Annotated in this window: 27 protein-coding genes; 10 read left to right on the forward strand and 17 right to left on the reverse strand. The window is 61.8% G+C overall.

The annotated features are described in order from the left end of the window. Positions 1-81 precede the first annotated feature (81 nt). Both G6N83_RS01995 and dapA read right to left on the reverse strand, forming a co-directional pair. Complete coding sequence (locus G6N83_RS01995) at positions 82-1,758, reverse strand: ribonuclease J (protein WP_165138788.1); 1,677 nt, start codon at positions 1,756-1,758, stop codon at positions 82-84. A 66-nt stretch (positions 1,759-1,824) separates the two neighbouring features. After that, positions 1,825-2,802: a 4-hydroxy-tetrahydrodipicolinate synthase gene (gene dapA / locus G6N83_RS02000; protein WP_165138790.1), complete on the reverse strand. Its 978-nt coding sequence runs from the start codon at positions 2,800-2,802 to the stop codon at positions 1,825-1,827. Positions 2,803-2,862: 60 nt separating this feature from the next. Between dapA and G6N83_RS02005 the strand changes: the two genes are divergently transcribed. Next, positions 2,863-3,405 (forward strand): NUDIX domain-containing protein, encoded by a 543-nt coding sequence (locus G6N83_RS02005; RefSeq protein WP_165138792.1) that lies wholly within the window; start codon positions 2,863-2,865, stop codon positions 3,403-3,405. A 161-nt stretch (positions 3,406-3,566) separates the two neighbouring features. On the opposite strand, the gene G6N83_RS02010 is transcribed toward G6N83_RS02005, so the two are convergent. Together G6N83_RS02010 and thyX are read right to left on the reverse strand one after the other, a co-directional pair. Beyond that, on the reverse strand, positions 3,567-4,442 hold the full coding sequence (locus G6N83_RS02010; protein ID WP_165138794.1) for a type IV toxin-antitoxin system AbiEi family antitoxin domain-containing protein: 876 nt from the start codon (positions 4,440-4,442) through the stop codon (positions 3,567-3,569). Positions 4,443-4,679: 237 nt separating this feature from the next. Further along, positions 4,680-5,378 carry an FAD-dependent thymidylate synthase gene (gene thyX, locus G6N83_RS02015; RefSeq protein WP_165143035.1) on the reverse strand — a complete coding sequence of 233 codons (699 nt, stop codon included), beginning with the start codon at positions 5,376-5,378 and terminating at the stop codon, positions 4,680-4,682. 140 nt (positions 5,379-5,518) lie between these two features. Here thyX and G6N83_RS02020 point away from each other — a divergent pair, with 140 nt between their 5' ends. The 3 genes from G6N83_RS02020 (at position 5,519) to G6N83_RS02030 (ending at position 7,360) form a co-directional block, all read left to right on the forward strand. Beyond that, on the forward strand, positions 5,519-5,944 hold the full coding sequence (locus G6N83_RS02020; RefSeq protein ID WP_165138796.1) for a TlpA family protein disulfide reductase: 426 nt from the start codon (positions 5,519-5,521) through the stop codon (positions 5,942-5,944). A 77-nt stretch (positions 5,945-6,021) separates the two neighbouring features. Then, entirely contained in the window at positions 6,022-6,447 is a 426-nt protein-coding gene (locus G6N83_RS02025; RefSeq protein ID WP_165138798.1) for an OsmC family peroxiredoxin, read from the forward strand. Continuing rightward, positions 6,440-7,360 (forward strand): TIGR01777 family oxidoreductase, encoded by a 921-nt coding sequence (locus G6N83_RS02030; RefSeq protein WP_165138800.1) that lies wholly within the window; start codon positions 6,440-6,442, stop codon positions 7,358-7,360. The genes G6N83_RS02025 and G6N83_RS02030 overlap by 8 nt, the downstream gene beginning before the upstream one ends. 7 nt (positions 7,361-7,367) lie before the next feature. On the opposite strand, the gene G6N83_RS02035 is transcribed toward G6N83_RS02030, so the two are convergent. From G6N83_RS02035 to G6N83_RS02055, 5 genes are all read right to left on the reverse strand, one after another. Beyond that, complete coding sequence (locus G6N83_RS02035; protein ID WP_165138802.1) at positions 7,368-7,814, reverse strand: tetratricopeptide repeat protein; 447 nt, start codon at positions 7,812-7,814, stop codon at positions 7,368-7,370. Next, complete coding sequence (locus tag G6N83_RS02040; RefSeq protein WP_165138804.1) at positions 7,811-8,632, reverse strand: 4-hydroxy-tetrahydrodipicolinate reductase; 822 nt, start codon at positions 8,630-8,632, stop codon at positions 7,811-7,813. Before G6N83_RS02040 ends, G6N83_RS02035 begins: the two co-directional genes overlap by 4 nt. Before the next feature lie 45 nt (positions 8,633-8,677). Next, positions 8,678-9,280, reverse strand: a complete 603-nt coding sequence (locus tag G6N83_RS02045; protein WP_165138806.1) for a histidine phosphatase family protein — start codon at positions 9,278-9,280, stop codon at positions 8,678-8,680. Positions 9,281-9,385: 105 nt separating this feature from the next. Next, positions 9,386-10,402 carry an aldo/keto reductase gene (locus G6N83_RS02050; RefSeq protein WP_165138808.1) on the reverse strand — a complete coding sequence of 339 codons (1,017 nt, stop codon included), beginning with the start codon at positions 10,400-10,402 and terminating at the stop codon, positions 9,386-9,388. A gap of 227 nt (positions 10,403-10,629) precedes the next feature. Next, complete coding sequence (locus G6N83_RS02055; protein ID WP_165138810.1) at positions 10,630-12,909, reverse strand: polyribonucleotide nucleotidyltransferase; 2,280 nt, start codon at positions 12,907-12,909, stop codon at positions 10,630-10,632. Positions 12,910-13,245: 336 nt separating this feature from the next. On the opposite strand from G6N83_RS02055, the gene G6N83_RS02060 reads away from it, so the two are divergent. Both G6N83_RS02060 and G6N83_RS13775 read left to right on the forward strand, forming a co-directional pair. Next, entirely contained in the window at positions 13,246-13,395 is a 150-nt protein-coding gene (locus tag G6N83_RS02060; RefSeq protein WP_165138812.1) for a hypothetical protein, read from the forward strand. A gap of 17 nt (positions 13,396-13,412) precedes the next feature. Then, positions 13,413-14,600: an aggregation-promoting factor C-terminal-like domain-containing protein gene (locus G6N83_RS13775; RefSeq protein ID WP_183408437.1), complete on the forward strand. Its 1,188-nt coding sequence runs from the start codon at positions 13,413-13,415 to the stop codon at positions 14,598-14,600. 7 nt (positions 14,601-14,607) lie between these two features. Here G6N83_RS13775 and G6N83_RS02070 read toward each other — a convergent pair whose 3' ends face one another. Further along, positions 14,608-16,572, reverse strand: a complete 1,965-nt coding sequence (locus tag G6N83_RS02070) for a GDSL-type esterase/lipase family protein (RefSeq protein WP_165138814.1) — start codon at positions 16,570-16,572, stop codon at positions 14,608-14,610. A gap of 140 nt (positions 16,573-16,712) precedes the next feature. On the opposite strand from G6N83_RS02070, the gene G6N83_RS02075 reads away from it, so the two are divergent. Beyond that, positions 16,713-17,321 (forward strand): DedA family protein, encoded by a 609-nt coding sequence (locus tag G6N83_RS02075; RefSeq protein WP_165138816.1) that lies wholly within the window; start codon positions 16,713-16,715, stop codon positions 17,319-17,321. 4 nt (positions 17,322-17,325) lie between these two features. Here the strand turns inward: G6N83_RS02075 and G6N83_RS02080 are convergent, their stop codons facing one another. Then, on the reverse strand, positions 17,326-17,970 hold the full coding sequence (locus G6N83_RS02080; protein WP_165138818.1) for an FMN reductase: 645 nt from the start codon (positions 17,968-17,970) through the stop codon (positions 17,326-17,328). A gap of 1 nt (position 17,971) precedes the next feature. Continuing rightward, complete coding sequence (locus G6N83_RS02085; protein ID WP_183408442.1) at positions 17,972-19,177, reverse strand: LLM class flavin-dependent oxidoreductase; 1,206 nt, start codon at positions 19,175-19,177, stop codon at positions 17,972-17,974. A 196-nt stretch (positions 19,178-19,373) separates the two neighbouring features. Here G6N83_RS02085 and G6N83_RS02090 point away from each other — a divergent pair, with 196 nt between their 5' ends. Further along, positions 19,374-20,513 carry an acyltransferase family protein gene (locus G6N83_RS02090; RefSeq protein ID WP_165138822.1) on the forward strand — a complete coding sequence of 380 codons (1,140 nt, stop codon included), beginning with the start codon at positions 19,374-19,376 and terminating at the stop codon, positions 20,511-20,513. 73 nt (positions 20,514-20,586) lie between these two features. Next, a complete protein-coding gene (locus G6N83_RS02095) occupies positions 20,587-21,606 on the forward strand; it encodes an isopenicillin N synthase family dioxygenase (RefSeq protein ID WP_165138824.1) in 1,020 nt (339 codons plus the stop codon). 255 nt (positions 21,607-21,861) lie between these two features. Here the strand turns inward: G6N83_RS02095 and rpsO are convergent, their stop codons facing one another. The 3 genes from rpsO to G6N83_RS02110 form a co-directional block, all read right to left on the reverse strand. Further along, entirely contained in the window at positions 21,862-22,131 is a 270-nt protein-coding gene (gene rpsO / locus G6N83_RS02100) for a 30S ribosomal protein S15 (RefSeq protein ID WP_165138826.1), read from the reverse strand. Between the two features lie 194 nt (positions 22,132-22,325). Then, positions 22,326-22,883 carry a YceI family protein gene (locus tag G6N83_RS02105; protein WP_165138828.1) on the reverse strand — a complete coding sequence of 186 codons (558 nt, stop codon included), beginning with the start codon at positions 22,881-22,883 and terminating at the stop codon, positions 22,326-22,328. A gap of 154 nt (positions 22,884-23,037) precedes the next feature. Continuing rightward, positions 23,038-23,406: an FKBP-type peptidyl-prolyl cis-trans isomerase gene (locus G6N83_RS02110; RefSeq protein WP_165138830.1), complete on the reverse strand. Its 369-nt coding sequence runs from the start codon at positions 23,404-23,406 to the stop codon at positions 23,038-23,040. A 163-nt stretch (positions 23,407-23,569) separates the two neighbouring features. Here G6N83_RS02110 and G6N83_RS02115 point away from each other — a divergent pair, with 163 nt between their 5' ends. Further along, positions 23,570-24,160: a TetR/AcrR family transcriptional regulator gene (locus G6N83_RS02115; protein ID WP_165138832.1), complete on the forward strand. Its 591-nt coding sequence runs from the start codon at positions 23,570-23,572 to the stop codon at positions 24,158-24,160. A gap of 2 nt (positions 24,161-24,162) precedes the next feature. Here G6N83_RS02115 and G6N83_RS02120 read toward each other — a convergent pair whose 3' ends face one another. After that, a complete protein-coding gene (locus tag G6N83_RS02120) occupies positions 24,163-25,533 on the reverse strand; it encodes an NtaA/DmoA family FMN-dependent monooxygenase (protein ID WP_165138834.1) in 1,371 nt (456 codons plus the stop codon). Further along, a complete protein-coding gene (gene add, locus G6N83_RS02125; RefSeq protein WP_206535821.1) occupies positions 25,533-26,549 on the reverse strand; it encodes an adenosine deaminase in 1,017 nt (338 codons plus the stop codon). The genes G6N83_RS02120 and add overlap by 1 nt, the downstream gene beginning before the upstream one ends. Positions 26,550-26,602: the final 53 nt, after the last annotated feature.

Here is a 26,602-nt window from a genome sequence, read left to right on the forward strand (position 1 = left end):
GCTGTCCAGATGGCAGAACGAATACGAAACGGCCCGGAGGCGCACTTCGCACCCCCGGGCCGTTTCGACGTTCTATCGCGCTTACGCCTCGATCACGAGCGGAACAATCATGGGACGCCGACGAAGGCGCTGGTTCACCCAGCGTCCGATCGTTCGCCGCACAACCTGCGAAAGAGCATGGGTGTCACGCACGCCAGACTCCGCCGCCTCGGCCAGCGCTGCTGCAATCTTCGGCTTGACACTGTCGAAGACAGCATCCGCTTCGGCGAAACCTCGCGCGTGTATCTCGGGACCGGTAACGATTTTTCCAGTCGATGCGTCGACAACGACGATGACGGAGATGAAGCCTTCTTCACCCAAAATTCGACGGTCCTTGAGATCGGCATCCGTAATCTCACCGACGGTCGAACCATCGACGTAGACGAAGCCAATATCGAGCTGACCGGTGACCTTCGCGACTCCGTCTTTCAAATCGACAACCGTGCCGTTCTCGCCGAGAATCGTACGTTCCGCCGGAACACCGCTCTCTTGCGCGAGCTTCGCGTTTGCCATCAAGTGACGGTATTCACCGTGAATGGGCAACACGTTCCGCGGAGTCAAAATGTTGTAGCAGTAGAGCAACTCGCCGGCTGCGGCGTGACCAGAGACGTGCACCTTCGCGTTGCCCTTGTGCACGACAGTAGCGCCGAGCTTGGTCAGGCCATCAATCACACGATAGACAGCGTTCTCGTTACCAGGGATGAGGCTGGAAGCGAGGATGACGGTGTCTCCCTCTCCGGGCTCAATCGCGTGGTCGAGGTTTGCCATACGCGAGAGCACTGCCATTGGTTCACCCTGCGAACCGGTAGACATGTACACGATCTGATCGTCTGGAAGGTCTTTCGCCTTCTTGTAGTCGATCAGCACCCCATCAGGTACGTGCAGGTAACCAAGATCTTCGGCGATGGTCATGTTTCTCACCATGCTGCGACCGAGGAAAGCGAGCCGGCGCCCATGGGCGGCAGCGGCATCCAAAACCTGCTGAACACGGTGGATGTGGCTCGAAAAGCTCGCCACGATGACGCGGCGAGGGGCCTTGCCGATCACCTGATCAAGCACGGGGCCGATCGAGCGCTCAAGCGGCGTGAAGCCGGGAACATCGGCGTTCGTTGAGTCCACCATGAAGAGGTCGACACCCTCTTCACCCAAACGCGCGAAGGCACGAAGGTCAGTCAGGCGCCCATCGAGCGGCAACTGGTCCATCTTGAAGTCGCCAGTAGCGAGAACCATTCCCGCGGGCGTCCTGATGGCAACAGCTAGAGCATCCGGAATCGAGTGATTCACGGCAATGAACTCGAGGTCGAACGGGCCGAGCTGCTCGCGCTGGCCCTCGGCAACCGTCATCGTGTAGGGCTTGATGCGGTGTTCTTTGAGTTTCGCTTCAACGAGCGCGAGGGTCAGGCCCGAACCCAGGAGAGGCAAGTCCCCCTTGCGCTTCAAGAGATAGGGAACAGCACCGATGTGGTCTTCGTGGCCGTGAGTGAGAACGACACCAACGATGTCGTCGAGACGATCTTTAATCGGCTCGAAGTCAGGCAGGATGAGGTCGACGCCCGGCTGGTTCTCCTCGGGGAACAAGACTCCGCAGTCGACGATGAGCAGCTTGCCGTCGTACTCGAAGACAGTCATGTTGCGGCCGATTTCGCCGAGACCGCCGAGCGGGATCACCCGCAGCGTTCCGGACTCAAGAGCGGGCGGGTCGTAAACGTTCGTGGGCATCCGGTGCCTTTCCGGGATGCCTGAGGGCAGGCATCCTTCATTTTTATACGCGCGAGGTGTCGTGCGTCATCGTGTTGTGCCGTGCACCTTAGGCAGGGCACCGCCAGCGGCCGCGTTGCGGTCAGGGCGGAAGTTTGAGAAATCTGCACCGGGAACGTCACGAACAAGTGCGAGCTCATCCTCGATGAGGGCGGCCTCCCACTCTTCGGGACCTACCAGGGGCAGTCGAACACGCGGGCTAGAGATCCGTCCGAGCCCATGAAGAATGTACTTCGCCGATACCGTGCCCGGAACGTGCGTCATGACGGCACGCACGAGTGGCTCGAGCTGTTTGTGAGCGATGGTGGCCGCGGCAAGGTCGCCACGGTTGACAGCGTCGATGATGGTTCGGTAGGGCTGGGCGGCAACGTTTGCGGTGACGCCGATCAATCCTGCTGCGCCGATAGAAAGGTGCGGCAGGACGTTGGCGTCGTCACCCGAAAAGTACATGAGATCGGTTTGGTTCAGCACGCGACTGACCTCGCTGAAGTCACCCTTGGCGTCTTTCACAGCGAGAATATTCGGGTGTTTAGCCAGCCGCAGAATGGTTTCGTACTTGATGGGAACGCCAGTGCGACCCGGAATGTCGTACAAAATCACCGGCAGGTCGGTCGCATCAGCAACAAGCCTGAAGTGAGTGAGGATGCCGGCCTGTGTCGGCTTGTTGTAATACGGCGTGACGATCATGATGCCGTCAGCGCCGGCACGCTCACTGGCTTTGTAGAGCTCGATAGCGTGTGCAGTCTCATTGGACCCGCCACCGGTGATGATCTTCGCTCGACCCGCGGCTACATCTTTACCAACCTCGACAAGGCGAATCTTCTCAGGGTCGGTGAGGGTTGATGTCTCCCCCGTCGTGCCTGTAACGACGATGCCATCCGCGCCCGCCGAAATCACGTGATCGATGTGTTTCTCGACCGCGGGCCAGTCAACTTCGCCGTCGGCTGTCATCGGAGTGATCAGCGCGACGAGGACCTGCCCAAAGGGATTGGCCGAGTGCGTCATGTGACCAGCGTATCGGTTCCAGCCACGAGGCTCAGCACCGGTGTCGATAGGGTGACCATCATGACGTGGCAGACCCAGAGCACTCGTGTCGTCTACGAAAATCGTTGGATTCGTGTGCGTGAAGACACGGTGCAGGGCCCGCATGGAATCGGTATCTACGGCGTGCTTGAGATGCAGCATCCTGCGGTGTTCATCGTTGCCGTCAACGATGACGACCGGGTGTGTCTTTTGACGTTGGATCGGTACCCCACGGGCGGGCGCTCAAGCGAAGTGCCCGCTGGCGGATCGGACGGCGAATCGCCACTGATCGCTGCGCAGCGGGAACTGCTCGAAGAGACAGGCTACGAGGCCGCTGACTGGACTTCTCTGGGCATAATGAACGCGCTCAATGGGATCGCAAACGCACCGGAACACGTCTTTCTCGCTCGGGAGCTCACACAGATACGCGATGCGACGTCAACACAAGACGAAGAAGGTATCGACCTCGTCGAGTGGGTTCCGTTCTCCGAAGTGCTCGCCCGTGTGGCCGACGGACGGATTACCGACGGTGAGACCATCGCGGCTCTGACATATGCCGGCATCCACTTGGGTCGCTTCACCTAGCCCTCCTCGCTTTGCCTCACACTTTTCCCTTCCTTGATCTCCGAAACGCTGCCCGTGGGACCGACTCGCCGATAGCGGATGCCACGACCCGGCGTGTCCGAGTAGATCAGCAGCGTTTTCGCACGTTGCCGCCGGACAGCTCCATATGATGAGCAGGTTAATCAGACTGCCGCCCGTACCCGGACTCCGAATGGGCTTTCATGCAAGCCAAGTTGCAGGGCCGAGAGGATCGCCGCTTCGGCGGAAGGCCAATCGTGGACGATCATCGCTGTGTCGAGACGAACAGTGACGAACCCGAGAGCCAGCGCCGCGGCATCCCTCATTCGATCACGGTGCCGCGCTGGCCCTTCGTGCGTAGAACCGTCTGCCTCGATGATGAGGCGGTCCCCGACGATCAGATCGACGATTCCCACTCCCGGCAGCCGCATTTGGGTCAGACATTCGATTCCGAGAAGGTGCAGCCGATAACGCACGAGCGTCTCGAGACCACTGTCGGCATCAGAGCGAGAAAAATCGACTAATACCCGAACCGGCCGGGGAACCAAGCGCCGCAGTTCAATCAACTCTGCCGATGACAGTACGCCACGGCGGCGCGCGGACTCCAGAGCGCACAGAAAAGTCTCTGGACCGCAGCAACTCGCGATCTGCACGAGGCACTGCAGAGCACTCACCGTCGTCAGGGTGAACCGGCCGACCGGGTGCTCACGATGGCAGTTGCATGTGCAAGCGAGCGGTCGCGTCGTCTGACGATCGGGGTGAGCCCAAACGTGCGGCGACTCCGGAGAATCTTCTTCCAGCATCCACAGTCCAAACTGGTGCGCAGCACTCGAGCAGGCCAACATCGCGCGGTGCGACAACGCATGCAGGATCGGTGCCGGAGTGTCTGGAAGGGCATAGATTCCGCGCCGCGGTCGAATGAGAGACCCCTCGCGCACCGCCTCTTCGAAAAAGAAGCGCGCAACTCCCGCGCGTCGAAGAGTGCGGGTACGGGCCACACCGCCCGCGCGGAGACACGCCTCGATAGGGTCGTTCAGCATTCCTCGAGGTTCCGCGCGAGGGCGAACGAGTAGCTCTCATCGCCGGTATTTGGGGATTACTCGACGCGTAGACGGCATGTGGACGAGGCGTCATTTCATCGCAGCGCCCCGCGAAAACGATGCTCGGCCGAGAGACATGCCGAACAAACCAGCTCCGTCACGGCACGCCGTGCTGCGGAAGCAGCGTTTCGGAGAATGGTGGTGGTTTTGCGGGGGCTAAAGCAGGTCGCGCCGGGGCTACGGCGAGACGCGACCATTCGCATTGAACGCCGCGTGGGTCATCGGCATGAGCTCGGCCCAAACCGTCTCCATCTTTTCGGCGCACATCTCGATTTCACGCTGAGGGAACGAGGGAAAATGGGTACCCTCGACCTTTGTGCGCAGCGATAGAAAGTTCATCAGCGCCCGAGCGTTCATCGTGACGTACATCGAAGAGTAGATGTTCAGCGGCAGCACGATACGCGCAACTTCTCGCGCAACGCCGGCGCCGAGCATCTTCTGATACGACTCGAATGCACGAACGGATGCCTCCCGCGTGACGCCGTCGACGAGTTCGCTCTGTTCGGGCGAACCTGGCAAGAAGTCGTAAGCGCCAGGCTTACCTACCTGAACAAGGTTCCGATCGCGGGCGGGAACGTAAAACACCGGACGCAACTCTCGGTAGCGGCCTGACTCTTCGTTGTACGACGCCATCCGGTGCCGCATGAATTCACGAAACACGAAGATCGGTGCCTGCACGTAGAACGTCATCGAGTTGTGCTCGAAAGGCGAACCGTGGCGGTCACGCATGAGGTAGTTGATGAGACCACGATCACGACCGGATGCCTCGGTGCCCGCGGCCGCGGACTCGAGAGTCTGCTCCCCCTGTGTGGAGACGCGTGCGGCGAAAAGCACGTCGGCGTCTGCCGCACTCGAGCGCACGAGTTCAACGCTCATGTCGCTGCGGAACTCGATGGAGGGGGCGTGGGTCTCAGTCTGGGAAGCGGCATCCGTCACATCTGCCACTTTACTGCTCGAGCGTGGCGGGTGGGATCAGTGGCGTGCGAACCTCCCTGCGGGGGCTAGCGTTAACTGTTGTGGATCTGCTCGTGGCACTCGTCGTCATTTCGGCGTTGCTGGCGACAACTTTGGGCACAGGAGCGATCATCTATCTGCGCAGAAGAGCGAGAAACCCACACTCGTCGCTGACCGTTGTCGACCCGTCGCGCCTTGGGGCAGGACCCCTGGGCGAGTCCGCCACGCTCCTGCAGTTCAGCACGCAAACGTGCGGTCGATGCCCGGGGGTGCACCGGACGCTCTCGCAGATGGCAGGCGACACCATCGGCGTGAACTACCTCGATATCGACGTCACCGAACGCCCCGACATCGCTCAGCATTTCCACGTCGTGCAAACACCGACGACCTTGATTCTCGACAGCAAGGGCGCGATCCGCACCCGGTTCGGCGGGGTTCCGAGCCGCCACGTTGTCGCTCTCGAGCTGGCGCAACTCACTGAACGTTAATCCGCCGCACACGCGTCGCCTCGGTCGTAGGCTTTGAGTGAGAGCGCACACTGTGCCTTCACCTCAGGAGGAACACTATGACTACAACAAGCGAAGCCACCACGAACTGGCAGGGCGGACTCGTCGACGGTGCCGGCACTGTGACGTTGGCATCGTCGGGACTCGGCACTTTCGACGTCAGTTGGAAGGCTCGAAGCGAAGGCTCGAACTCGGTCACAACGCCGGAAGAACTTCTCGCGGCAGCACACGCGTCCTGCTTCGCGATGGCGTTCTCGAACGCACTTGGCCAGAACGGCACTCCCCCAACATCGATCGATGCGACAGCATCTGTTACTTTCATCCCCGGCACGGGAATTACTGGCAGCCACCTGAATGTGAATGCAACAGTTCCCGGTATCGAACGAGATGACTTCGATCGCATCGCCGCCGACGCTAAGGCAAACTGCCCCGTCTCCCAAGCACTCGCTGGCGTAGACATCACTATCGAGGCGACGCTTGCCTAGTCAGAGTTCGTCGACCCCAGGGCGGGTAGTGCTCGCCGGGGCTTCTGGCCTCATCGGCACTGCCCTCGCCGAATCCTTCCGCGCCGATGGGTTCACCGTTACGACTCTGGTGCGTCGTGAGACACGGACGAAGGATGAGGTGTCGTGGCTCACCGACGCGCAGCCGCTATCACCGGACGTTCTCGCCGGCGCGGCGGCGGTCATCGGTCTCAACGGTGCCAGCGTCGGCCACTTTCCGTGGACGAAGAGCTACAAGAGCACGCTGCTGTGGTCGCGGATCACGCCGACACGAGCAATCGCTTCTGCCGTGCGAGAGCTCGGAGACGACGCGCCGACCTTTATCAACGCCTCCGCCAGCGGCTACTACGGCGCCTTCCCCAAGGGCATCATGACGGAGTCCGATCCTCAGGGTTCTTCGTTCCTGGCCGACCTTTGCGGCGAGTGGGAGGATGCCGCACGCCAAGCGGGTGACAAAGCACGCATTGCGCTCATGCGCACGGCCCCGATCGTCCATCCCAAAGGTGTGCTTCGTCCGCTCATGCTGCTCACCAAGCTCGGGGTTTCCGGTCCGCTCGGACGAGGCACCCAGGTGTGGCCGTGGATTTCACTCGACGATGAGATTCGGGGCATCCGCCATATTCTCGATGCCGAGATCACGGGACCGGTGAATTTCACGGCTCCCACCCGGACGACGGCCAACGATCTCGGATTCGCTCTCGCGCAACGCATGAATCGGCCGTACCTGCTACGGGTTCCGGAGTGGGCGCTTCGGCTCGCGCTCGGGTCTGATGCGACCGCGGCTCTTCTGACGACCGACGCCGAGGTGAAGCCGACGGTGTTTGAGAAGACCGGCTTCACCTTCAGCTACCCGACCGTGGAGGAAGCAGTCGCGGCGGTCGTACCTGAAGGCTGACGACTCGCTAGCGACTCAGCTGACGCTCAAGAGTTATCGCTTTGCGGACGGCCCCGCGGGCTCGTCGACGATCACCGGATGCGTCGTAGGCGAGCCCGAGGCGAAACCACGCTCTCCAGTCATCCGGCGCACGCTCAACCGCTTCGCGGTAGCGCGGAAAGAGCGCGTCCGCTTCTTCTCGCAACACTCGCCCGCTCGGGCGCACCTCTACCTGCTCGGTGGGGAGAGCGTCTTCGGCCTCCATTTTGCGCCCAAGGCTTGCAGCACGCGAACCGAACATGATCTCCCGCACCAAAGCCCACGCGGCAATAATCGGGAACACGATGAGTGCCACGCCGATGGCGATTCCCACCGGGCTTCCGCTCGAGACAAAGAGCACCGCCCGCTGCGCGACAAGCACGATGTACAGCGCCAATAGCAGCGCCATGACACCGACGCCGATACGCGCGCTCATGCGCCAGTCGTTCGTGCTACTTGGCCGGGTACGTTGCCTTCGGCCACGCCGTTAGCGTTCGCTCGGGAGCGCTCAGACGTGTGACGAATGCCGATCTCAACAAAAGAATCCAGACCGATAGTGATTCCCATCGCGTCGCGCGCGGCGGGAAGCGCCAACCGGATGCCGGGGGCATATGCGGCCGACGGATCGATCGTGTCGTGGACTATTGAGAGCGACTCACCGGGACCGGAAAGCACTGTCTCTTGACGAGCGACGACACCGGGGCGGCGAAGCGAGTGGATCGGCACGCTTGCGATCTGCTGTCCACGCGCGCGCTGGTCGACGTGCGGTGAGGCTACTGGCCCGACTCCTGCTCGCGCCGCCGCGATGAGTTCTGCTGTGCGGACGGCAGTCCCGCTGGGTGAGTCGACTTTACTTTCCCGATGCGCCTCGACGATTTCGATCGACGGAAAGAACGGCGCGGCCGCAGCGGCGATTGCTGACCCGATAACCGAGCCCAGCGAGAAGTTCGGAACAAAAACCACGCCGTTGCCCGCGTTCTCGATGAGCGGACGAACGAGAGAAATCCGCTCGGCGGACCAGCCCGATGTTCCGACAAGAACATTGATTCCGCGTTCGGTAGCTGCGCGCACGACGTCGATCGACACGGCCGGTATCGAAGCGTCTACGACCAGGTCGGCGCCGTCGAGCTCCGATAGTGCTGAATTCGACGAGAGAACCGCACTCACTTCGAAATCCGAGGATTCATCGATAACCGCACGGATGATGCTCCCGAGCTTTCCGGTGCCTCCTACGATCGCCACTGCTGTCGTCATGTATCCCAGCCTAGAGCCGCCGAGCGCGTGATCAGTTTTCGATGACTAGACCAGCGGAACTTCGGGTAGACCAGTTCGAAGTTCGAACGGCAAGTGGGACAGATCGTTGTGCGAGTACACAACCCACGGTCGGCCGGATTTCTGCGCCAAGACCGTGAGCCCGCAGTTAGCTTGATTCAGCGTCATCCACTTCCACTCGGGTGTCTGGAGTACGTCGCGAACGAACCACGAAATGACGGCATTGTGCGTAATGATGAGTTCGTGGACGTCACCGTGCTTACGCACGAGAAATTCACCGACGGCATCCGACATCTGGGCGCGTCCGGCATCGATCTCGGCGTCGGTGACTCCGCCGAAGAAGGGTTCGAACGCCGAGGGAGTGTCGGGGGTCATACCCGTGGGAACGCAATCGAAAAGCAGCGCCGAAGGCTCTGGTGAAACGGCTGGCAGTCGCTCGGCGACGGCCTTCGCCGTCTCGGCCGCGCGAAGGAGCGGTGAGTGCCACACAGCGTCCAGCGGGACCCCTGATAGTCGATCCGCGATGAGCTCAGCCTGGCGCCGGCCACGAGCGGAAAGTGGGCCGTCGATCAAACCGTGCTCGGCGTCCTGGTGCTCTCCGTGTCTCACCAGATACAGGTAGTGGGTCACTACTGCTCTCTTCGTTGGGGGCGGTGGGTGCGAAACGCACGTCAACTGTCCAGCCTAAGCCACGAACCAGATCGAAGACCCGCGCTTCGTATCCTCGGGTGGTAGCTACTGGGATGCGCGTGCGATGTCGGCCAGCTGGCCTCGATTGAGCTTGATTCCCACGCCCTGCACGAGTTCATGTATTTGCGAGGGCGCATCGATGCTCACGATGGGTGCGGCGATGACCTTCTGAGCGAGCAGCCAAGCGACGGCGACGGCTGCGGTCGGAACGGCAAGCTCTTCAGCGATTGCGTCGAGCGCGCGTAAGGTGCGAGTTCCGCGCTTCGTGAGATTGTCGAGCTTCTGCGAGCCGCGGACAGACTTGGCAGCGTCCGCCCGGGTCCTCGTGGACCCGGCGAGGAAACCGTGTTCAAGCGCGTGCGATGGCGTGACGGCGATGCCTTGGGCGCTCGCAACCAGCCGAAGGTCGTCGGTGAAATCGGTGCGTCTCACGACGTTGTACGGAACGTCGAGCACGGAGATACGGGGATAGCCAGCGGAGGACAGGATCCTCGCCTCGACGAGTTGCGAGGGACTGAACCTGTATGCGCCGAGGGTGCGCACTTTTCCAGATTCAACGAGCCACTCCGTCGTCGCCAAGGTCTCTTCGAGCGGGGCATCCGCCACCGAACCATCGAGATACAGCACGTCGATGTGATCGGTTTGCAGACGCATCAGCGAGGCTTCGACAGCGCGGACGAGCTGTACCGGTCCGAGTCCAGGATTGTCGGGGTGTGCGCCAACCCGTGTGGTGATCACAACGTCGTCGCGTCGACCACGAGTGTGGACCCACTGCCCGATAATGTGCTCGCTACGGCCGCCGACGAAACTATCTGCCGTGTGGAGGGCGTTTCCGCCGATCGCAACGAATTCGTCGATGATCGCGTGACTGTCATCAATGTTGAGGTTCCAGCCGAACTCGGCCCCACCCAGCACCAGAGGGAACACCACGTGGCTACTTTCACCGAGGGGTACTCGCACGTGAGATCCCAGCGCGGGTCCCTGCACGGGGATGGGCGCCGACAGGTGGGGATGCATCGGCGCGACGACCGCTCTGGCAGTTCCCGTTCCGGACGATCCCATTCCGCACCCCTGATGTTCCATCGAAACGACTCAGTTGACTGACTCGCAGCTCGCGCCCCCACGTCTTATTCGAGGCTAGGGCAGCGCTGACGAACAGCCGCGATCTAGCGCGCAGCTCCGGTAAACATTCGATAACGGTTTTTCCTCGCAGTACGCGGATAACACGGCAATGCCCGCTCCCAAGAATGGGAGCGGGCATTGCTTCAGTGCACTGTAAGAAGTACCTCTCAGCCTTCGGCAGGAGCCTCGGGACCGGGGTTAGCCGCAGCAGATCCTTCTTGATCAGCAGCCTCTTCGAGAACCGGCTCAAGCGACAGCTTGCCGCGGTCGTCGATCTTCGTGATGCGAACAAGCAGCTTCTGACCGACGTTGAGAACATCGTCGACGTTCTCAACACGCTTGCCACCGGCGAGCTTGCGAACCTCGCTGACGTGCAGGAGTCCATCCTTGCCTGGCAGCAGCGAGATGAACGCACCGAAGGTTGCGATCTTCACGACCGTACCCAGGAACTGCTCGCCAACCTCCGGGTTGGAGGGGTTCGCGATCGCGTTGACCTGAGCCCGCGCAGCCTCAGCCGATGGACCATCGGTCGCGCCGATGTACACGGTGCCGTCTTCCTCGATCGAGATCTGAGCACCAGTCTCGTCCTGGATCGAGTTGATCGTCTTACCCTTGGGTCCGATGAGCTCGCCGATCTTGTCGACCGGGATCTGGACGCTGATCACGCGAGGCGCCGTCGGTGCCATTTCGTCGGGCGCATCGATCGCGGCGTTCAGCACGTTCAGAATCGTGAGACGAGCATCCTTAGCCTGCGTGAGCGCGGCGGTGAGAACCGACGACGGGATACCGTCGAGCTTCGTGTCGAGCTGGATCGCTGTAACGAACTCGCTCGTACCCGCAACCTTGAAGTCCATGTCACCGAGTGCGTCTTCTGCACCCAGAATGTCAGTCAGCGCGGCGTAGCGCGTCTGGCCGTCAACCTCGTCGGTAACGAGGCCCATCGCGATGCCAGCGACCGGCGCGCGCAGCGGCACACCAGCGTTGAGGAGCGAAAGCGTCGACGCACAGACAGACCCCATCGACGTCGATCCGTTTGAACCGAGAGCCTCGGATACCTGACGGATCGCGTAGGGGAAGTCTTCGCGGCTCGGCAATACCGGTGCGAGTGCGCGCTCGGCCAAGAAGCCGTGCCCGATCTCGCGACGCTTGGGGCTACCCACGCGACCGGTTTCACCGGTGGAATACGGCGGGAAGTTGTAGTGGTGCATGTAGCGCTTGTGCGTGATGGGCGACAGCGAATCGATCTGCTGCTCCATCTTGAGCATGTTCAAGGTCGTGACACCCAAAATCTGAGTCTCACCGCGCTGGAAGATCGCGGAACCGTGAACGCGCGGGATGACCTGCACCTCTGCGTCGAGCGGGCGGATGTCGGCGAGGCCGCGTCCGTCAATTCGCACACCGTCGGTGAGGATGCGACCGCGGACGATCTTCTTCGTGACCGACTTGAACGCCCCCGAAACCTCGCCGAGCGCCGAAGCGGGCAGCTTGCCCTCTTCGACAGCTGCAGCAACTTCACCCTTGACGCGATCTTTGAGTGCGTCGTCAGCGTTCTGGCGCTCGGTCTTGTCGGCGATCTGGTAAACACCGACGAGCTCGTCGTAAACGCTGCCAGCGACGAAGTCGTAGGTCTCCTGCGCGTACGGCGGGAAGACCGGGTACGGCTGGATTTCCTTCGCAGCGGTCGATGCCACAACGTTCTGTGCAGCGACGAGCTGGGTGATGAAAGGCTTAGCCGCTTCGAGACCTTCTGCGACGATCTCTTCGCTCGGCTTCGTAGCGCCGCCACGAATCAGGTTCCAGCTGTTCTCGGTGGCTTCTGCTTCGACCATCATGATCGCAACTTCGCCGTCGGGCAGCACGCGACCAGCGACGATGAGGTCGAATACGGCCTCTTCGAGCTGCTCGGCCTTCGGGAACGCGACCCACTGATCTTTGTGCTCGCCCTGTCCGGGGATGAGCGCGAGGCGGATGCCGGCGATCGGTCCCGAGAACGGCAAGCCGGAGATCTGGGTGGAAAGCGATGCCGCGTTGATCGCGAGGGCGTCGTAGAACTCCCCGGGCGCGATCGAGAGCACGGTGATCACGATCTGAACTTCGTTGCGGAGGCCATCAACGAAAGACGGACGCAATGGCCGATCGATGAGACGGCAAACGAGAATCGCCTCGGTCGAGGGGCGACCCTCACGGCGGAAGAACGAGCCAGGGATCTTGCCTGCTGCATACGAACGCTCTTCAACGTCGACTGTCAGCGGGAAGAAGTCAAAGCCTTCACGGGGGTGCTTGCCTGCGCTGGTCGCAGAAAGCAGCATAGTTTCCTCGTCGAGGTACGCGGCGACAGCACCTTGTGCCTGCTGAGCGAGGCGCCCGGTTTCGAACCGAACTGTGCGGGTGCCGAAACGGCCGTTATCGAGAACAGCCTCAGCTGCAGTAATTTCAGGACCTTCCAAGAGGTCTCTCCTTCTTTGTTTTACCTCGCACACCCGTATGGCGCGCGAGGTTTCGCGAAGGAGCAGGAACAGGCAGATATAAGCGTGCGGCTATGCCGCGATTCGCGCCTGCGCTGGTCACCAGTAGAAGAACACCCGGCATTTCGACGGGGAATCCACCACAGGAGACCAGCTTCCTGCCGGCCTGCTCCGTGTAGCTCGTATGGAATTTGAGCAAATGCCACAGGGGCATCTACCTCAACACTACCAGGGGGCGCCTCACGGCTGGCGAACCCGACGCGCGATGCCTATCGTGAGAAGAGCGCATCACGGCGCACCCCGCAAAGGAGACCACTGATGAGCACCCACGACCGAAAGCACGAAGCGCATGAGTCAGCGGATTCGGACGTCGACACGAGTAAAGAGCTCGACCCGCGCGAAGAGGCCGACATCCGTCGCCAGATCGCGCTTGAGGTGCAGGAGTTCGAACAGGGCATGGAAGGCTGACACCCCACCAGGGCCCCATGAGCGTCTCCGTTCGCCCGCAACGCGTGCGTTGGCTAGGCATCGTTGTCACGCTATCCGTCGCGATCGGGCAGTTGACGACCGGCACAAGCAGTTTCGAGACACGTGACGACCCCACCTGGTCGGATGTCGAAGAAGCTCAGGGCAATGAAGAAGCCACCCGCTCAGAAATCGCACGAATAGAGCTTGCTCTCTCATCAGCACAAGAGTCGGCTGCAGCAGCTTCAACCGCAGCTGTTGCAGCGGCCGCCGCCGCGGTCGAAGCGAACGAGAAAGCTGCCGCAGCAGCAGCAACCGCCACGGCGTATACGCAGCAAAGCGAAGCGGCTGCTGCAGCGTTCACCGAAACTTCGAACGTTGTTGGCGCAGTAGTTTCTGCGCGCATGCGGGCTGAAGCCTCAGCGCCCGTGAGCGTTCAAGTCCTCACATCAACGGATCCCGACGCGCTTTTGCGGAGCCTTGGCCTGCTCGACCGGTTGCACGCTTCGTGGCGATCACAGGCGCAGAGCGCGCATGCGAGCGCAGATTTTGCGACCGCGCTCGAGTTGCAAGCGGCGGCCGCGGAGTCGGCACGCAAAGAGAGCGCATCAGCGGCTGAGAAAACCGCAGCATCCGCTCAGGCTGCAGCCGACGACGAATTGCGCGCCGTAGCCGAGGTTCAAGAACGCGCAGACACAATGTACGCCCAGCTTGCGGCTCTCAAGAACACGACCGCCGAGGTTGAGCGCGCGTACCAGCTGAGCACAGCGGTTGCAGCGCAGGAGCCGAGTGGTCCCCCAACGAACGCGACTGAGGATCCCGATCCCTCCCCCACATCGCCAAGTGCTCCAAGTACGCCGTCCACGCCAAGTCCTGAAGTGCCCACCTACGGCGTGACAGTCGATCCCGAGGGAGCCAAAGCGTACGCTCGCGGTGCTCTTGGCAATTACGGCTGGGGAGACGATCAATTCGGATGCCTCGTCTCACTGTGGAATCGTGAGTCTGGCTGGCGCGCGGATGCCCTCAACCCGAGCAGCGGCGCATACGGCATCCCACAGGCTTTGCCGGGGTCGAAGATGGCAGCCGCGGGTGCTGACTGGCGAACCAATGGAAACACTCAGGTGAACTGGGGCCTGGCGTACATCAAGGACCACTATTCCACACCGTGCGGCGCGTGGGCCCACTCGGAAAGCACGGGCTGGTATTGAGCAGCAGTCACCGTACCTTTTGCGTGCGGTGACTTCCGGGGCCCGGAATGACGACATAGTCGCTGTGTTTGGCGGCCAGCCCATCGCCCGCTGTCCGCCCCCGGACTCGCCGCCACATCCATGGGAGAACGTCGCGCTTTATCCAGCCCGCACTCGACGGTTCGTCATCGTGGAGGGCGGCTTCGAGATCTCCCAGAGCTTCTGCGTCCGGCACTCCCAAGGCCTCTGCTGCCCGATACGCGACGAACCGGTGGCCGCTAGAACGCAAGTGCACACGATCATCAGCCCACATTTCCAGCCCCGAGATCTCCGGGAGCGCATCGAGATCGAGCAGACGGCATCCGTGCGTCTGGGCGATCCGGCGCAGGTGAGTGTTGAAGGCGGCGAACCGCGGCGCCAGAAAGCGCGAGGCTCGCCGCCTCGGCAGGAAAGCCGTCACCAGCAGGACGTCTGCTCCCGTGACGCGTAGCGCCTCGACCCCACGCTCGAACTCGTCGGCGAGCGCTTTCACGTCGACCCGGCGCCGCACGAGATCGTTGCCGCCCATGAGAATCGAAACGAGGTCGGGCCGTAAGCGCAGAGCCTGTGGAATCTGCTCGTGAGTGAGGTCTCGAACACGTCGACTCCGTACCGCGAGGTTCGCGTATTTGAATGCTTCTCCCCCGCGTGTCGTCTGCGCCAACAGCGGTGCAAGGCGATCAGCCCAGCCGCGGTACGCCCCCGATGGCATGCGCGAAGAATCACACAGCCCCTCCGTGAGCGAGTCACCGAGGGCGACGTACCGTGACCATTGCGGTCGCGATGACGTGAGCGGTGTGTGGTTCCAGGGGCGCGGGTACATACGCGCGAGCATCGCGTCGTCTATTGGCCGCAGCGCCTTCGCGGTTTCGTAGTGGCCCAGCAGCTGAGTGCTGAGGGCCGCCCAGGTACGGTCTCGCACTGATTCGCGTGCCGCCACCGCGAATGCGCGTCGCTTCGCATCATCCCCGAGCAGGTCACTCACCCTCGCACGCATATCAGCGAGGTCCCCTGGGCGGTACAGCCATCCATCGACGCTCGAATGTACGAGATCGAGTGGCCCGCCGGCCCCTGTCGCAACCACGGGAACACCGCTCGCAAGCGCCTCTTGAATGGTCTGCCCGAAGGTCTCGCTCTCACCCGGGTGCACGAACACGTCGAAGCTCGCCATCGCTTCGGCCAGCTCTGGACCAGAAAGGTGGCCCAAGAAGATGGCGCGAGGGAGATAGCGTTCCAGGGCCGTGCGCTCCGGGCCGTCACCGACGATCACGACCCGCGCACCGGTCAAGGAATCCAAGACAGCGAGGTCTCGCACCTGCTTCTCCGCGGCCAAACGGCCTACGTACCCGATCACGAGTTCACCTGGCGCAATGCGGTCACGCCACGCCGGGCTTCTGTGCTCGGGCGCGAATCTCACGGCATCGACACCGCGCCCCCACCGGGCGATGCGATCGACACCCAGCCGTTCGAGCTGCGCCTCTGATGAGCGAGACGGCGCTAAGTTCAACGTCGCGCGGCGGTGAAGTCGCGCCACGTGCGCTGAAGCAATCGCCGTGGCCTGCGGCATCCCGTATTTCTCCGCGTAGGCCACGACATCGGTCTGGTAGATCGCGACCGCCGGAATCTTCAGTGTGTCAGCCGCGGCGAGCGCCTGCCATCCCAGGACGAACGGCGAGGCGAGGTGCACAACATCGGGACGAAACGAACGCAGGATGCCGGCAATCCGCGAGGCGCTGGCGAATACCACTCGCACCTGAGGATACGAAGGCAGCGGTACCGATCGAAGCAGCTCGGTGCGCGCGCGCCCTACCGGCGAGATCGTCTCGGCGGCGCGCGCCGCGATCACAAGCGTCTCGTGCCCTGCCGCTTCTAGATGATGGAGGACCTGCAGCACCGATCCGGTGACACCGTTCATGTGCGGCAGGTAGGACTCAGCGATCAACGCGACTCTCACAGAATCAGCGTGAACCCTCATCACGCGAAAAAGCGCCGAACACCGTGATCATCATCGAGAATTCACCGGATGACCGCCTGCGCGTCACCTGACACATTTCGTTCGGTTCGCGTTTACCGCGCGGGCGTAAGCAGCGACCTATGGCCGAACAGTTGGCAACATTCCTTTCCACGAGCCCGCTGGGCCTCGTGGTGCTTGCAGTACTCGTGTTCGGCGATGCGTTCTTCGTCATTTTGCCGGGCGAAGCAGCCGTGACAGCATTCGGTGCCCTCGCCGTATCGACAGGGTCGCCGCCCCTCATTCTCGTCATCTCGATTTCCGGGATGGCGGCATTCGCTGGCGATGCCTGTTGTTACGCGGTTGGACGCCGTGTCGGACTCACGCGGTGGCGATGGATGCGGCGCCCAAGATTGCAAAAAGCTTTCGCCCTCGCTCACAATCGGCTGCAGCGGAGCACGGGCACCGTGGTCTTTACCGCTCGGTTCATTCCGTTCGCGAGGCTTGCCGTCAATCTCACGGCGGGTGCCACGCGCACGGGAGCAGCCCGGTATCTCACTCTCGCATCTCTTGCCGCGCTCGGTTGGGCGGCCTACCAAGCTGTCATCGGCGCAATTGTCGCGTCGCTCATTCCGGGCGGTCCGTTCGTGGCGGTTCTCGTGTCGATTGCCGTCGCGCTGAGCATCGGCTTCATCATCGACGCGCTCGTCGCGCGCCGAAGCCCTCGCGCGCATTCCGCACGCGAGGGCTGACGGTTCACTCCCCCGCGAGGCCCCCGAGAAGGTGACCGAAGGAGCGCCCCTGTCCGAGATAGTTTTCGGGGTCGTAGGGATCTTCGGTTGCGCGAACGTCGCGCCGGGCGATGGCCTCTGCCAGTTCTTTCGCTGCTCGCTGCACCCGTGTCGCGAGAGGAGCAACGCTGTCTGCGTTCGCTCCCCAGTCAGACGAGGCAGCGAACACACCTGTCGATACCGGTTCGGCGTGCAGATATGTGAACAGCGGCCGGATCGCATAGTCGATCGCGAGCGAGTGGCGCGCCGTGCCCGCGTTCGCGCCGAGCAAAACCGGCATTCCCCGCAACGCCTCGGGATCAAGAACATCGATGAAGGACTTGAACAGCCCGGAATAGCTCGTCGAGAAAATCGGAGTCACAGCAATCAGAGCATCAGCTGAGACGACGGTGTTGATCGCTGATTCGAGCGCAGGAACGGCAAATCCGGTCAACAGGTTATCGGTGATGTCGTGTGCATAATCTCGCAATTCGACGACATCGAACGTCGCGGAAATTTCGCGTGCCCGCAGTTCAGCAGCTGTCGCGGTCGCGAGACGGTCAGCGAGCATCCTCGTTGACGACGGATTCGAAAGTCCCGCGGAGACGACAGCGATTCGACGTGAGGACATGTCACGCCCCCTGTCGAACAGCAGCAGCACCGAAAGCGGAACCTGCCGCTACCGGAGCATCCTGATAGGGCGAACCACCGGTGAGGTTGTCTCCCCGATTCGCGCGAGGGCGGGCCTCGCGCGCCGGACCATCACCGTACGCAGCCGTCACGCGCGAGCGGTGCGTTGGCGCGTCAGGAACCTCCACGGGCCGGTTACGCTGCAAATCCTTACGGAGCACGGGCACAACCTCGCTGCCCAGGATGTCGAGTTGCTCGAGGACTGTCTTCAATGGCAAGCCAGCGTGGTCCATCAAGAACAGCTGGCGCTGGTAGTCACCAAAGTAGTCACGCATCGATGCATAGCGGTCGATGACCTGCTGCGGTGAGCCGACGGTGAGCGGTGTCATCTCGGTAAAGTCCTCGAGGCTCGGGCCGTGGCCGTAGACCGGCGCGTTGTCGAAGTACGGACGGAATTCCGCGACAGCATCCTGCGACTTGGCGCGCATGAATACCTGCCCGCCGAGTCCCACGATCGCTTGCTCTGGGGTGCCATGACCGTAGTGGGCGTAACGCTGGCGGTAAAGCGCGATGAGCCGCTGGTAGTGCTCCTTCGGCCAGAAGATGTTGTTGGCGAAGAATCCGTCACCGTAGTAGGCCGCCTGTTCGGCGATCTCCGGCGTGCGAATAGAGCCGTGCCACACGAACGGCGCCACACCATCGAGCGGGCGTGGAGTCGAGGTGAAGCCCTGTAGCGGAGTACGGAACTGGCCCTCCCAGTCCACGACATCCTCGTGCCACAGCTTGTGCAACAACGCATAGTTCTCAATCGCGAGCGGAAGACCCTGGCGGATGTCTTTACCGAACCACGGGTACACGGGCCCGGTGTTTCCGCGACCGAGCATGAGGTCTGTACGGCCGTCGGACACATGCTGAAGCATCGCGTAATCTTCAGCAATCTTGACGGGATCGTTCGTCGTGATCAGGGTTGTCGACGTCGAGAGCACAAGCTTCTCCGTCTGACCCGCTATCGCGGCGAGCGTGGTCGTCGGAGACGACGACCAGAACGGCGAGTTGTGATGTTCGCCGAGTGCGAAGACGTCGAGGCCCACCTCCTCAGCGTGCCGGGCGATCTGGATCGTCGCGCGAATGCGCTCGGCCTCCGACGGTGTGTGCCCGGTAGTGGGGTCCTCGGTGATGTCACTCACCGTCATGATGCCGAACTGCATCCCTTGCCAGGCGCTGCTCTCGCTCACGATGTCTTCTCGCTTCCCGGATGCCTTCGCATCCATTTACATGCAAGTGAATATAAACCTTATAACGCACCCTCTGCGAGATTATTCCCGGATCGTATAGCGGCACGAAGCATAGCTCAGTGCACAAGATCCTCCCTGTCTGCACAGCGCCGAGTAATCTGTGCAGGTCATGACCAATATTTCTCAGCCCGCGCCGGCCCGGGAGCAAAAACGCCGCGTACCGTTCTGGGACAACGCACGCTTCGCCTGCATCGTGCTGGTAGTGCTGGGGCACGCTCTGCAGCGGCTCACGTACGACTCCGACGCAGCGCTCGCGCTCTATCTGGTCGTCTACGCCTTCCACATGCCTGCGTTCGCGGTCATCTCGGGGTATTTCTCCAAGGCAGGCCAGCAGAGCAAGCGTCAGATGTCGCGAGTGATCACCGACATCCTTGTTCCCTACGTGATCTTCGAAAGCTTATGGACGATGACCAAGTGGCTGGTCGAGGGCCGCGCGAACCCAAACCCCACTCAGCCCTCCTGGACGCTTTGGTTTCTTCTCGCGTTGGGAATCTTCCGTCTTGTTTTGCCGTATCTTGCACTCTTGAAGTGGCCGCTGCTGTGGACCATCGGCATCTCGATCGCCGCGGGCTACATGTCCAACATCGACTCGACACTCTCGCTCTCGCGGACTCTCGGCCTGCTGCCGTTCTTTACCGTTGGGTGGTGGCTGAATGAACATGACCTCGTGCGCAAACTTGGTCTACTTCGGCATCGGCAATGGTGGCTCACAGCATCGTCGGTTGCGGTTTTTGCGATCGCAGGATGGGCGACATGGACGTTCGCCGACACCTGGCGCGCCGTCAATCTGCGCGAATGGCTCTTCTACGACGATGACTACTCGTCGCTCGGCGTCACCGGATGGTGGGCCGGCGGCGTGCGGCTCGCGCTGATGGCGGTGGCGCTTCTCCTCATGACGGCCTTCTTTGTGCTCATTCCGCGCAACACGCACCGGTGGACGCGTTACGGGCAATACACGATGTATGTGTATCTTCTGCATTCCTTCGTTCTCTACCCGTTCCGCGAATCCGGGGTACTTCGGGGTTTGGAGCCGTCGTGGATTTGGCTGCCGATTGTCGCGGTGGCGTCGGTCGCAATCGCTGTTGGGCTGTCTTCGGCGCCCGTGCGCGCTATCTTCCGACCAATCGTTGAACCAAGGCCGAAGTGGCTGTTCGCCGACTCGGCATGGTCGAGCCCTGGTGGCCGCGACAACGACCCCACGGGTTCGCGCCGCGATACACCCGCCACACCCCGCAAAGAGCGCCAGTAGCGGCGAGATACCCGGCCGGTCATGAACTGAAACATTGGACCGGTCACAGCGCAAGTCGTCATAGCCTCATCCCATGGACGACGTGAACCTGCCAATTCTGGACCTCTCCCAGCTCGACGCCGGGCCCGAAGCGGCCGAGAGATTTCGGCGCGACCTCCGTGCGGCGACTCATGACGTGGGGTTCTTCTACCTCGTAGGAACCGGAGTCAGCCGCGAGCTCGAGGCTCGCCTGCACACCGCGGCTCGACAGTTCTTCGATCTCCCCGCTGAAGAGAAACTTTCGATAGAAAACATCAACAGCCCCCATTTTCGCGGCTATACGCGCATTGGCGGCGAGCTCACCCAGGGTCGAATCGACTGGCGCGAGCAGATTGACATCGGCCCTGAACGCGACGCGATCACGAACGTCGACGCCCCCGATTTCGCACGCCTCACGGGTCCAAATCTGTGGCCGGCTGCGCACCCGGAACTCCGCGAGGTTGCCTTGGAGTGGCATGACAGGCTCACCGAAGTCGCTCACAAGCTTCTGGGCGCGTGGGCGGAGTCGCTGGGCGCTGAGCCCACTGTGTTTGACGAGCATTTCGCCGACCCCTCGACCCTCATAAAGATCGTGCGGTATCCCGGCAAAGACGACCCCACGCCTCAGCAGGGCGTCGGCGCCCATAAAGACTCCGGCGTGCTCACTCTGCTGTGGGTCGAGCCCGGCAAGGGCGGCCTTCAGGTTCTTCGCGACGGCGAATGGATAGACGCCCCATCCGTGCCCGGCGCTTTCGTCGTGAACATCGGCGAACTTCTCGAGTACGCGACCCAGGGATACCTCACCGCAACCAATCACCGGGTGATCTCGCCGCAGCATCCTGATGACCGAATCTCGGTGCCGTTCTTTTTCAACCCCGCGCTTGATGCGCGACTGCCCATCATCGATCTTCCCGATGAGCTGGCCGTGGCTGCGGCGGGGGTCACGCAGGATCCCGAGAATCCGATCCACTCGACCTACGGCGAAAACGCGCTCAAGTCACGCCTTCGCGCACACCCTGACGTGGCAGAACGCTGGCACAGCGATTTGATCGCGGCTCGCGCCGCCACCGTCTGACTCCCCATCTACCCCGCCCCGCGCTCCTCCCCTCCGCGCTCATCACCCCCGCGCTCCTCACCGAAACGCTGCTTTTAGCCTCGAATCACCGGTAGGCGGATGCCCGAGCGCGGTGTGTTGGGCACAGAAGCAGCGTTTCGGGAGGTATGAGAGGTGCCGGAGGTGCGGGAGAGGTGCGGGAGGTGCGGGAGAAACGACAAGAGCCGCCCCACACCGTGGGGCGGCTCTTGAAGAAAGCGATATACGCGGCTGCGCTCAGCGGCGAAGACCCAGACGTTCGATCAACGAGCGGTAACGCGCGATGTCGACGTTCTGAAGGTAGCTGAGAAGACGGCGGCGCTGACCTACGAGCAGGAACAGACCACGACGTGAGTGGTGGTCGTGCTTGTGCTCCTTCAGGTGCTCCGTGAGGTCGCTGATGCGCTTGGTCATCAACGCAACCTGCACCTCGGGGGATCCGGTGTCACCGGGGTGCGTTCCGTACTGTTCGACGATCGCCTTCTTGACGTCTGCTTCGAGTGCCATAAATTTGATCCCCTCTCTTCTCGTTGCGCGGTGCTCTTCGCCTTATGCGTGAGCTCTCTTTATCCGCGGCCGATTAAACGGCAACCTCGTTACTCTACCAGCCCGAGGCTTCGCGGGGAAACCCGCCCAATCGACTCACGAACGAAAGAGGGGCAGGATGCCTCAGCATCCTGCCCCTCTTTCACAACAGCAGATCAGGCCTGGACAGCACCCTGCAGGTCGAGCTCGATGGTGACGTCCTTGCCGACGAGAACACCGCCGGTCTCAAGCGCCGCGTTCCAGGTGAGACCGAAGTCTTCACGGTTGATGACGGTCTTCGCCGTCGCACCAGCCTTGTAGTTGCCCCACGGGTCGGTGCCGAAGCCGCCGAACTCGAGCTCAAAGGTGACGGGCTTGGTGGTGCCCTTGATCGTCAGGTCGCCATCGACGAGCAGATCGCCCTTTTCGTAGCGGACACCGGTCGACGTGAAGGTGAACGTCGGAAAGTTCTCGGCGTCGAAGAAGTCAGCGGAGCGAAGGTGCGCGTCGCGACCCTCGTCTTTGGTGTCGACCGATGCGACGTCAACCGTCGCCTCCACCTTGGTGTCGAGCGGGTTCTCACCAGCGGTGATGGTCGCGCTCTTGACTCCGAAGTTGCCGCGCACCTTCGAGATCATCATGTGGCGCACCGAGAAGGTGACCTCACTGTGCGATGCGTCAAGCACCCAGGTGCCTGGTTTGTAGCCGGGAAGGTCGATCGTGGTGTCGCTCATGGTTTCTCCAAGTCTGTCGCCGCGCCGTTCGCGGCCTTCGCACAATTCAAACTCACGCGACCGCGAATCTATTCCGAAGAATGAAAAATCAGCATATTCATAACCAAAGAGCGGATGCCTCGGGGCATCCGCTCTTTGTCGAATCAGCAAGAAATCAGCCGACGCTGATCAAATCGATCACGAAGATCAGAGTTTTTCCACCGAGAAAGTGTCCGCCAGCCGGACCGTACGCGAGGTGCGGCGGAATGACGAGTTCGCGGCGCCCGCCGGCCTTCATGCCGGGGATTCCGTCTTGCCATCCCTGGATGAGGCCACGAAGCGGGAACTGGATAGTCTCGCCACGACCCCAGGAAGAGTCGAATTCTTCACCCGTGGTGTACTCGACGCCTACGTAGTGAACAGTTACGTTGTCGCCGGGCTTAGCTTCGGCGCCGTCGCCCTCGATCAGGTCGCGCACGACGAGTTCGGCGGGAGCGTCACCCTCAGGAGCATCGATTTCAGGCTTAGTGCGGTTGTCAGTCATACCTCTATCCAAGCATGACGGACAATGCGTTCCGAAGGGGTCTTGACAGCCTTTGTAGACGAGAGCATGCTTTTCATACACCAACTCAGCGCTCGGGAGTCACGCAGGCATCGCCGCGGCACCGGGCGCTGAGTCTTTTATTGCTCGCGTCTATGCTGGGCACGTGGACCGCGAGGAATACCCAGAAGCGCAGCGACTTCTCGAACGAAGCGTCGACGTCATACTCGAGCGGGGCGTGATGAATGTCTCGCTCTCGCAATTGGCGCGCGCCGTCGGCTCAAATAACCGGATGCTGTTGTACTACTTTTCGTCAAAGGATCGCCTTTTCACGGAAGCGATTCGCGCGGCATACGACAGGTATCCACGCTTGCATGGCTTGATGCCTGGACTTCAAGAACCTGGCCCGATGAGCGACGCGCTGAAGCATGGCTGGCGTCAGCTTCGCCACGCGGAGAACCTTCCCTACATCACGCTCTTTTTCGAAGCTCTGGCTGCTGCAGCGCGCGATCCCGATGCGAACCCTGCGCACCTAGAAGTGCTGGCAACGCACTGGCCAAGCCAGATTCAATCAGCCTTCGTGCTGCGCGGGTACTCAGCGGATGCTGCAGCGACCGCGGCTGTCGAGCTCATGGCGCTCTGGCGCGGTTTGCAATTTGCGCTTATTTCGGGAACGCCCGTCGAAATACTCGACCTCGCTCAAGACTCCGCCGTCGACGCGCTCTTCGGCGACGACGGAGTCATCTCGAACAGCTGAAGCTACGCCCTCGCAGGAAGTGGATCCGGGAGCGGTCCTGCAACCTCTCGCATGCGTTCGCGCAGCGTAGATCCGACCGGAGCCGCCAGGCGACCACGCTCGCGCAGGCGCGAAAGAACCTCTCGACCAAACACCTCGACGTCGCGTGTTCCGAACGCAGGCTCGATGAGAAAGCCATCGAGATCCGTTTCCGCAGCAAGAGCTTCGATCTGGTCGGCAACCTGATGGGGATCTCCGACAACCCGAAATCCACGAGTGCCGCGCCCGCGCAACTGGTCGAGAATCTCACGCACCGTCGGCGCAGGAGAATCTGCACTGCCCAGAAAGCGCTCGATGTTACTCGTCCCGAGCTGGCCCACAAGTCCCCCGGCGTCGATGATGTCGCGAAGAGTCCTGTCCGGATCGAGACTTAACAGGTCGATGCCGGTGTTGCCTGCGTACAGGGCCGCGACGATCTCATCGGTTTGCAGTGCGTCGAACTCTGCCTCGAGCGCACGCGCTTCTGATTCTGTCGCCGCAACGATAGCCGTCATGCCTGCCATGAGGCGCAACTGTCGCGGGTCGCGGCCGGCGTCAGCGGCACGCTGACGGATATCGGCGACGCTCCGTGCAGTGTGCGACGGGGTCGTTGCCTGAACGAAAACGCATTCGGCATGGGTCGCGGCGAAGGCGCGACCCGCGGGAGACGTCCCGGCTTGGAAGAGCACGGGAGTTCGTTGCGGCGACGGCGGCGACGTGTAGTAACCACGTGATTGGTAGTGGGAGCCTTCGAACACCGTGCGCTGAATCAGGTCACGGCGAACCGCAAGCTGTTGCGCGGCATCCATGACGAGTGCGCCGTCTTGCCAGCTCTCTTCCCAATACGAACGCGCGAGACGTACGTACTCGTCGGCCATGGCGTATCGCACGTCGTGAGGCACGAGCGTCTCGTGTCCAAGCAGTTCCGCTTGCGCGTTCTGCGATGCACCGGTCACGATATTCCACCCGATACGCCCAGCCGAAAGGTGATCCAGCGCAGTGAATCGACGCGCCATCTGCAGCGGGTGGTCGATCCCGGTGGTAGCCGTCACAACGAAGCCCAGGTTCTCAGTTTCGCGCAGGAGGGATGCCACGAGCACGATCGGGTCGAGAGTGGGAAAGTTGATGCCTCGTTCTACGGCCACAGTGCTGATGTCGTCGCCCACGATCGGGTAGCCGTACTGATCGGCGAGGAACAAGAAGTCGTACCCCGTCTCGTCCATCACGCGCGCCATTCGCGCCCAGCGCTCCGGGTCAAGAAAATCTTCACCATCGTCCAGGGGGTGTGGCCAGCTATGGGTGCCACCGGTCTGGGGTTGGAAAGACTCAAAAATTCCGAAGTGAAGTCGTGACATCAGAGATCCTCACCTGTCGTGGCCAGCCAGCTATCGATTGCGACGCGAGCCCGCATTTTTGTTTTTTCGGATGCCAAGGTGGTCTCGATTGACGTCCACGCACACTCGGCGAGCTGTTCGTCAGTCAATCCGACCTGCTCGCGCGCTGCGATGTATTCACCGAGCAGACCCGGCCCAAACAGAATTGGGTCGTCAGCATTGATCGAGCAGCGAACACCGGCTGCGAGGAGAGCGGGAAGCGGGTGCTGCGAAAGATCGTCTACAACACCAAGGATGACGTTCGACGTGAGGCAGACATCCAATGGAATACCGCGCTCGGCGAGTTCTGCGACAAGCGTCTCGTCTTCACTCGCGCGCACCCCGTGCAAGATTCGATCAGCGTGCAGGGATGTAAGTGCCTGCCGCACTGACTCCGGCCCGACAAGTTCTCCCGCGTGCGGGGCGGATTGGAGCCCTGCCGCCTTGGCGATATCGAATGCCGCGGCAAAGTCAGATGCAGGATAGCCGCGCTCCTCGTTCGCAAGGCCGAGAGAGACGACCCCCTGCCCGGCGCGAGACGCGGCGGCGTTGGCGAGAGCGATGGCCGCTTCGATACCGAGGGTGCGGTCAACCGTGACCATGAGCCCGATTTCGACGCCGTGGCGCTCACCCGCAGCGGCTGCATACTCGAGATGTCGATCGAGAGATGCTTCGATCGAGCCGAACGTCTCGACGTAGTAGTCCGGACTTACTCCGAACTCTACGTAGTACGCGCCGTCTGCGGCTGCGTCAGCGACGGCTTCGTCAATGAGCCGCTCCAGGTTTTTTTCGTCGGCGAGTACCTCGAGGAGCCCTTGGTACATGCCTGCGAATGCCGAAAACCCTGAAAATCCCGCGGTAGGCGGAATAGTCACACCTTTCTGGGCGGCAAGCTCTCCCAGAGTCTCAGGCCTCATGGCTGCTTCTAGGTGCAGATGCAAGTGCCCCTTTGGCAGTGCGGCAAGGTCCCGCACCGACATCGTCTTATCGCTAGCCATTTCGGCGCCTCCCGGAGAATACATCAAACATGAACTGGTCAGTTCACACTACA

The organism is Microbacterium endophyticum, from assembly GCF_011047135.1.
In the GTDB taxonomy this organism is placed as follows: domain Bacteria; phylum Actinomycetota; class Actinomycetes; order Actinomycetales; family Microbacteriaceae; genus Microbacterium; species Microbacterium endophyticum.

What these genes read in the sequence shown, in the direction of transcription:
- G6N83_RS02080 (WP_165138818.1), bottom strand. Translation starts at nt 17,970, where the DNA reads ATGTCCTCACGTCGAATCGCTGTCGTCTCCGCGGGACTTTCGAATCCG.
- thyX (WP_165143035.1), bottom strand. Translation starts at nt 5,378, where the DNA reads ATGAGCGTTGAACTCGTGCGCTCGAGTGCGGCAGACGCCGACGTGCTT.
- G6N83_RS02120 (WP_165138834.1), bottom strand. Translation starts at nt 25,533, where the DNA reads ATGTCACGACTTCACTTCGGAATTTTTGAGTCTTTCCAACCCCAGACC.
- G6N83_RS02025 (WP_165138798.1), top strand. Translation starts at nt 6,022, where the DNA reads ATGACTACAACAAGCGAAGCCACCACGAACTGGCAGGGCGGACTCGTC.
- G6N83_RS02010 (WP_165138794.1), bottom strand. Translation starts at nt 4,442, where the DNA reads ATGCTGAACGACCCTATCGAGGCGTGTCTCCGCGCGGGCGGTGTGGCC.
- G6N83_RS02040 (WP_165138804.1), bottom strand. Translation starts at nt 8,632, where the DNA reads ATGACGACAGCAGTGGCGATCGTAGGAGGCACCGGAAAGCTCGGGAGC.
- rpsO (WP_165138826.1), bottom strand. Translation starts at nt 22,131, where the DNA reads ATGGCACTCGAAGCAGACGTCAAGAAGGCGATCGTCGAACAGTACGGA.
- dapA (WP_165138790.1), bottom strand. Translation starts at nt 2,802, where the DNA reads ATGACGCACTCGGCCAATCCCTTTGGGCAGGTCCTCGTCGCGCTGATC.
- G6N83_RS02075 (WP_165138816.1), top strand. Translation starts at nt 16,713, where the DNA reads ATGGCCGAACAGTTGGCAACATTCCTTTCCACGAGCCCGCTGGGCCTC.
- G6N83_RS02110 (WP_165138830.1), bottom strand. Translation starts at nt 23,406, where the DNA reads ATGACTGACAACCGCACTAAGCCTGAAATCGATGCTCCTGAGGGTGAC.
- G6N83_RS02005 (WP_165138792.1), top strand. Translation starts at nt 2,863, where the DNA reads ATGACGTGGCAGACCCAGAGCACTCGTGTCGTCTACGAAAATCGTTGG.
- G6N83_RS02035 (WP_165138802.1), bottom strand. Translation starts at nt 7,814, where the DNA reads ATGAGCGCGCGTATCGGCGTCGGTGTCATGGCGCTGCTATTGGCGCTG.
- G6N83_RS02095 (WP_165138824.1), top strand. Translation starts at nt 20,587, where the DNA reads ATGGACGACGTGAACCTGCCAATTCTGGACCTCTCCCAGCTCGACGCC.
- G6N83_RS02050 (WP_165138808.1), bottom strand. Translation starts at nt 10,402, where the DNA reads ATGGGATCGTCCGGAACGGGAACTGCCAGAGCGGTCGTCGCGCCGATG.
- G6N83_RS02090 (WP_165138822.1), top strand. Translation starts at nt 19,374, where the DNA reads ATGACCAATATTTCTCAGCCCGCGCCGGCCCGGGAGCAAAAACGCCGC.
- G6N83_RS02105 (WP_165138828.1), bottom strand. Translation starts at nt 22,883, where the DNA reads ATGAGCGACACCACGATCGACCTTCCCGGCTACAAACCAGGCACCTGG.
- G6N83_RS02085 (WP_183408442.1), bottom strand. Translation starts at nt 19,177, where the DNA reads ATGCAGTTCGGCATCATGACGGTGAGTGACATCACCGAGGACCCCACT.
- G6N83_RS01995 (WP_165138788.1), bottom strand. Translation starts at nt 1,758, where the DNA reads ATGCCCACGAACGTTTACGACCCGCCCGCTCTTGAGTCCGGAACGCTG.
- G6N83_RS13775 (WP_183408437.1), top strand. Translation starts at nt 13,413, where the DNA reads ATGAGCGTCTCCGTTCGCCCGCAACGCGTGCGTTGGCTAGGCATCGTT.
- G6N83_RS02060 (WP_165138812.1), top strand. Translation starts at nt 13,246, where the DNA reads ATGAGCACCCACGACCGAAAGCACGAAGCGCATGAGTCAGCGGATTCG.
- add (WP_206535821.1), bottom strand. Translation starts at nt 26,549, where the DNA reads ATGGCTAGCGATAAGACGATGTCGGTGCGGGACCTTGCCGCACTGCCA.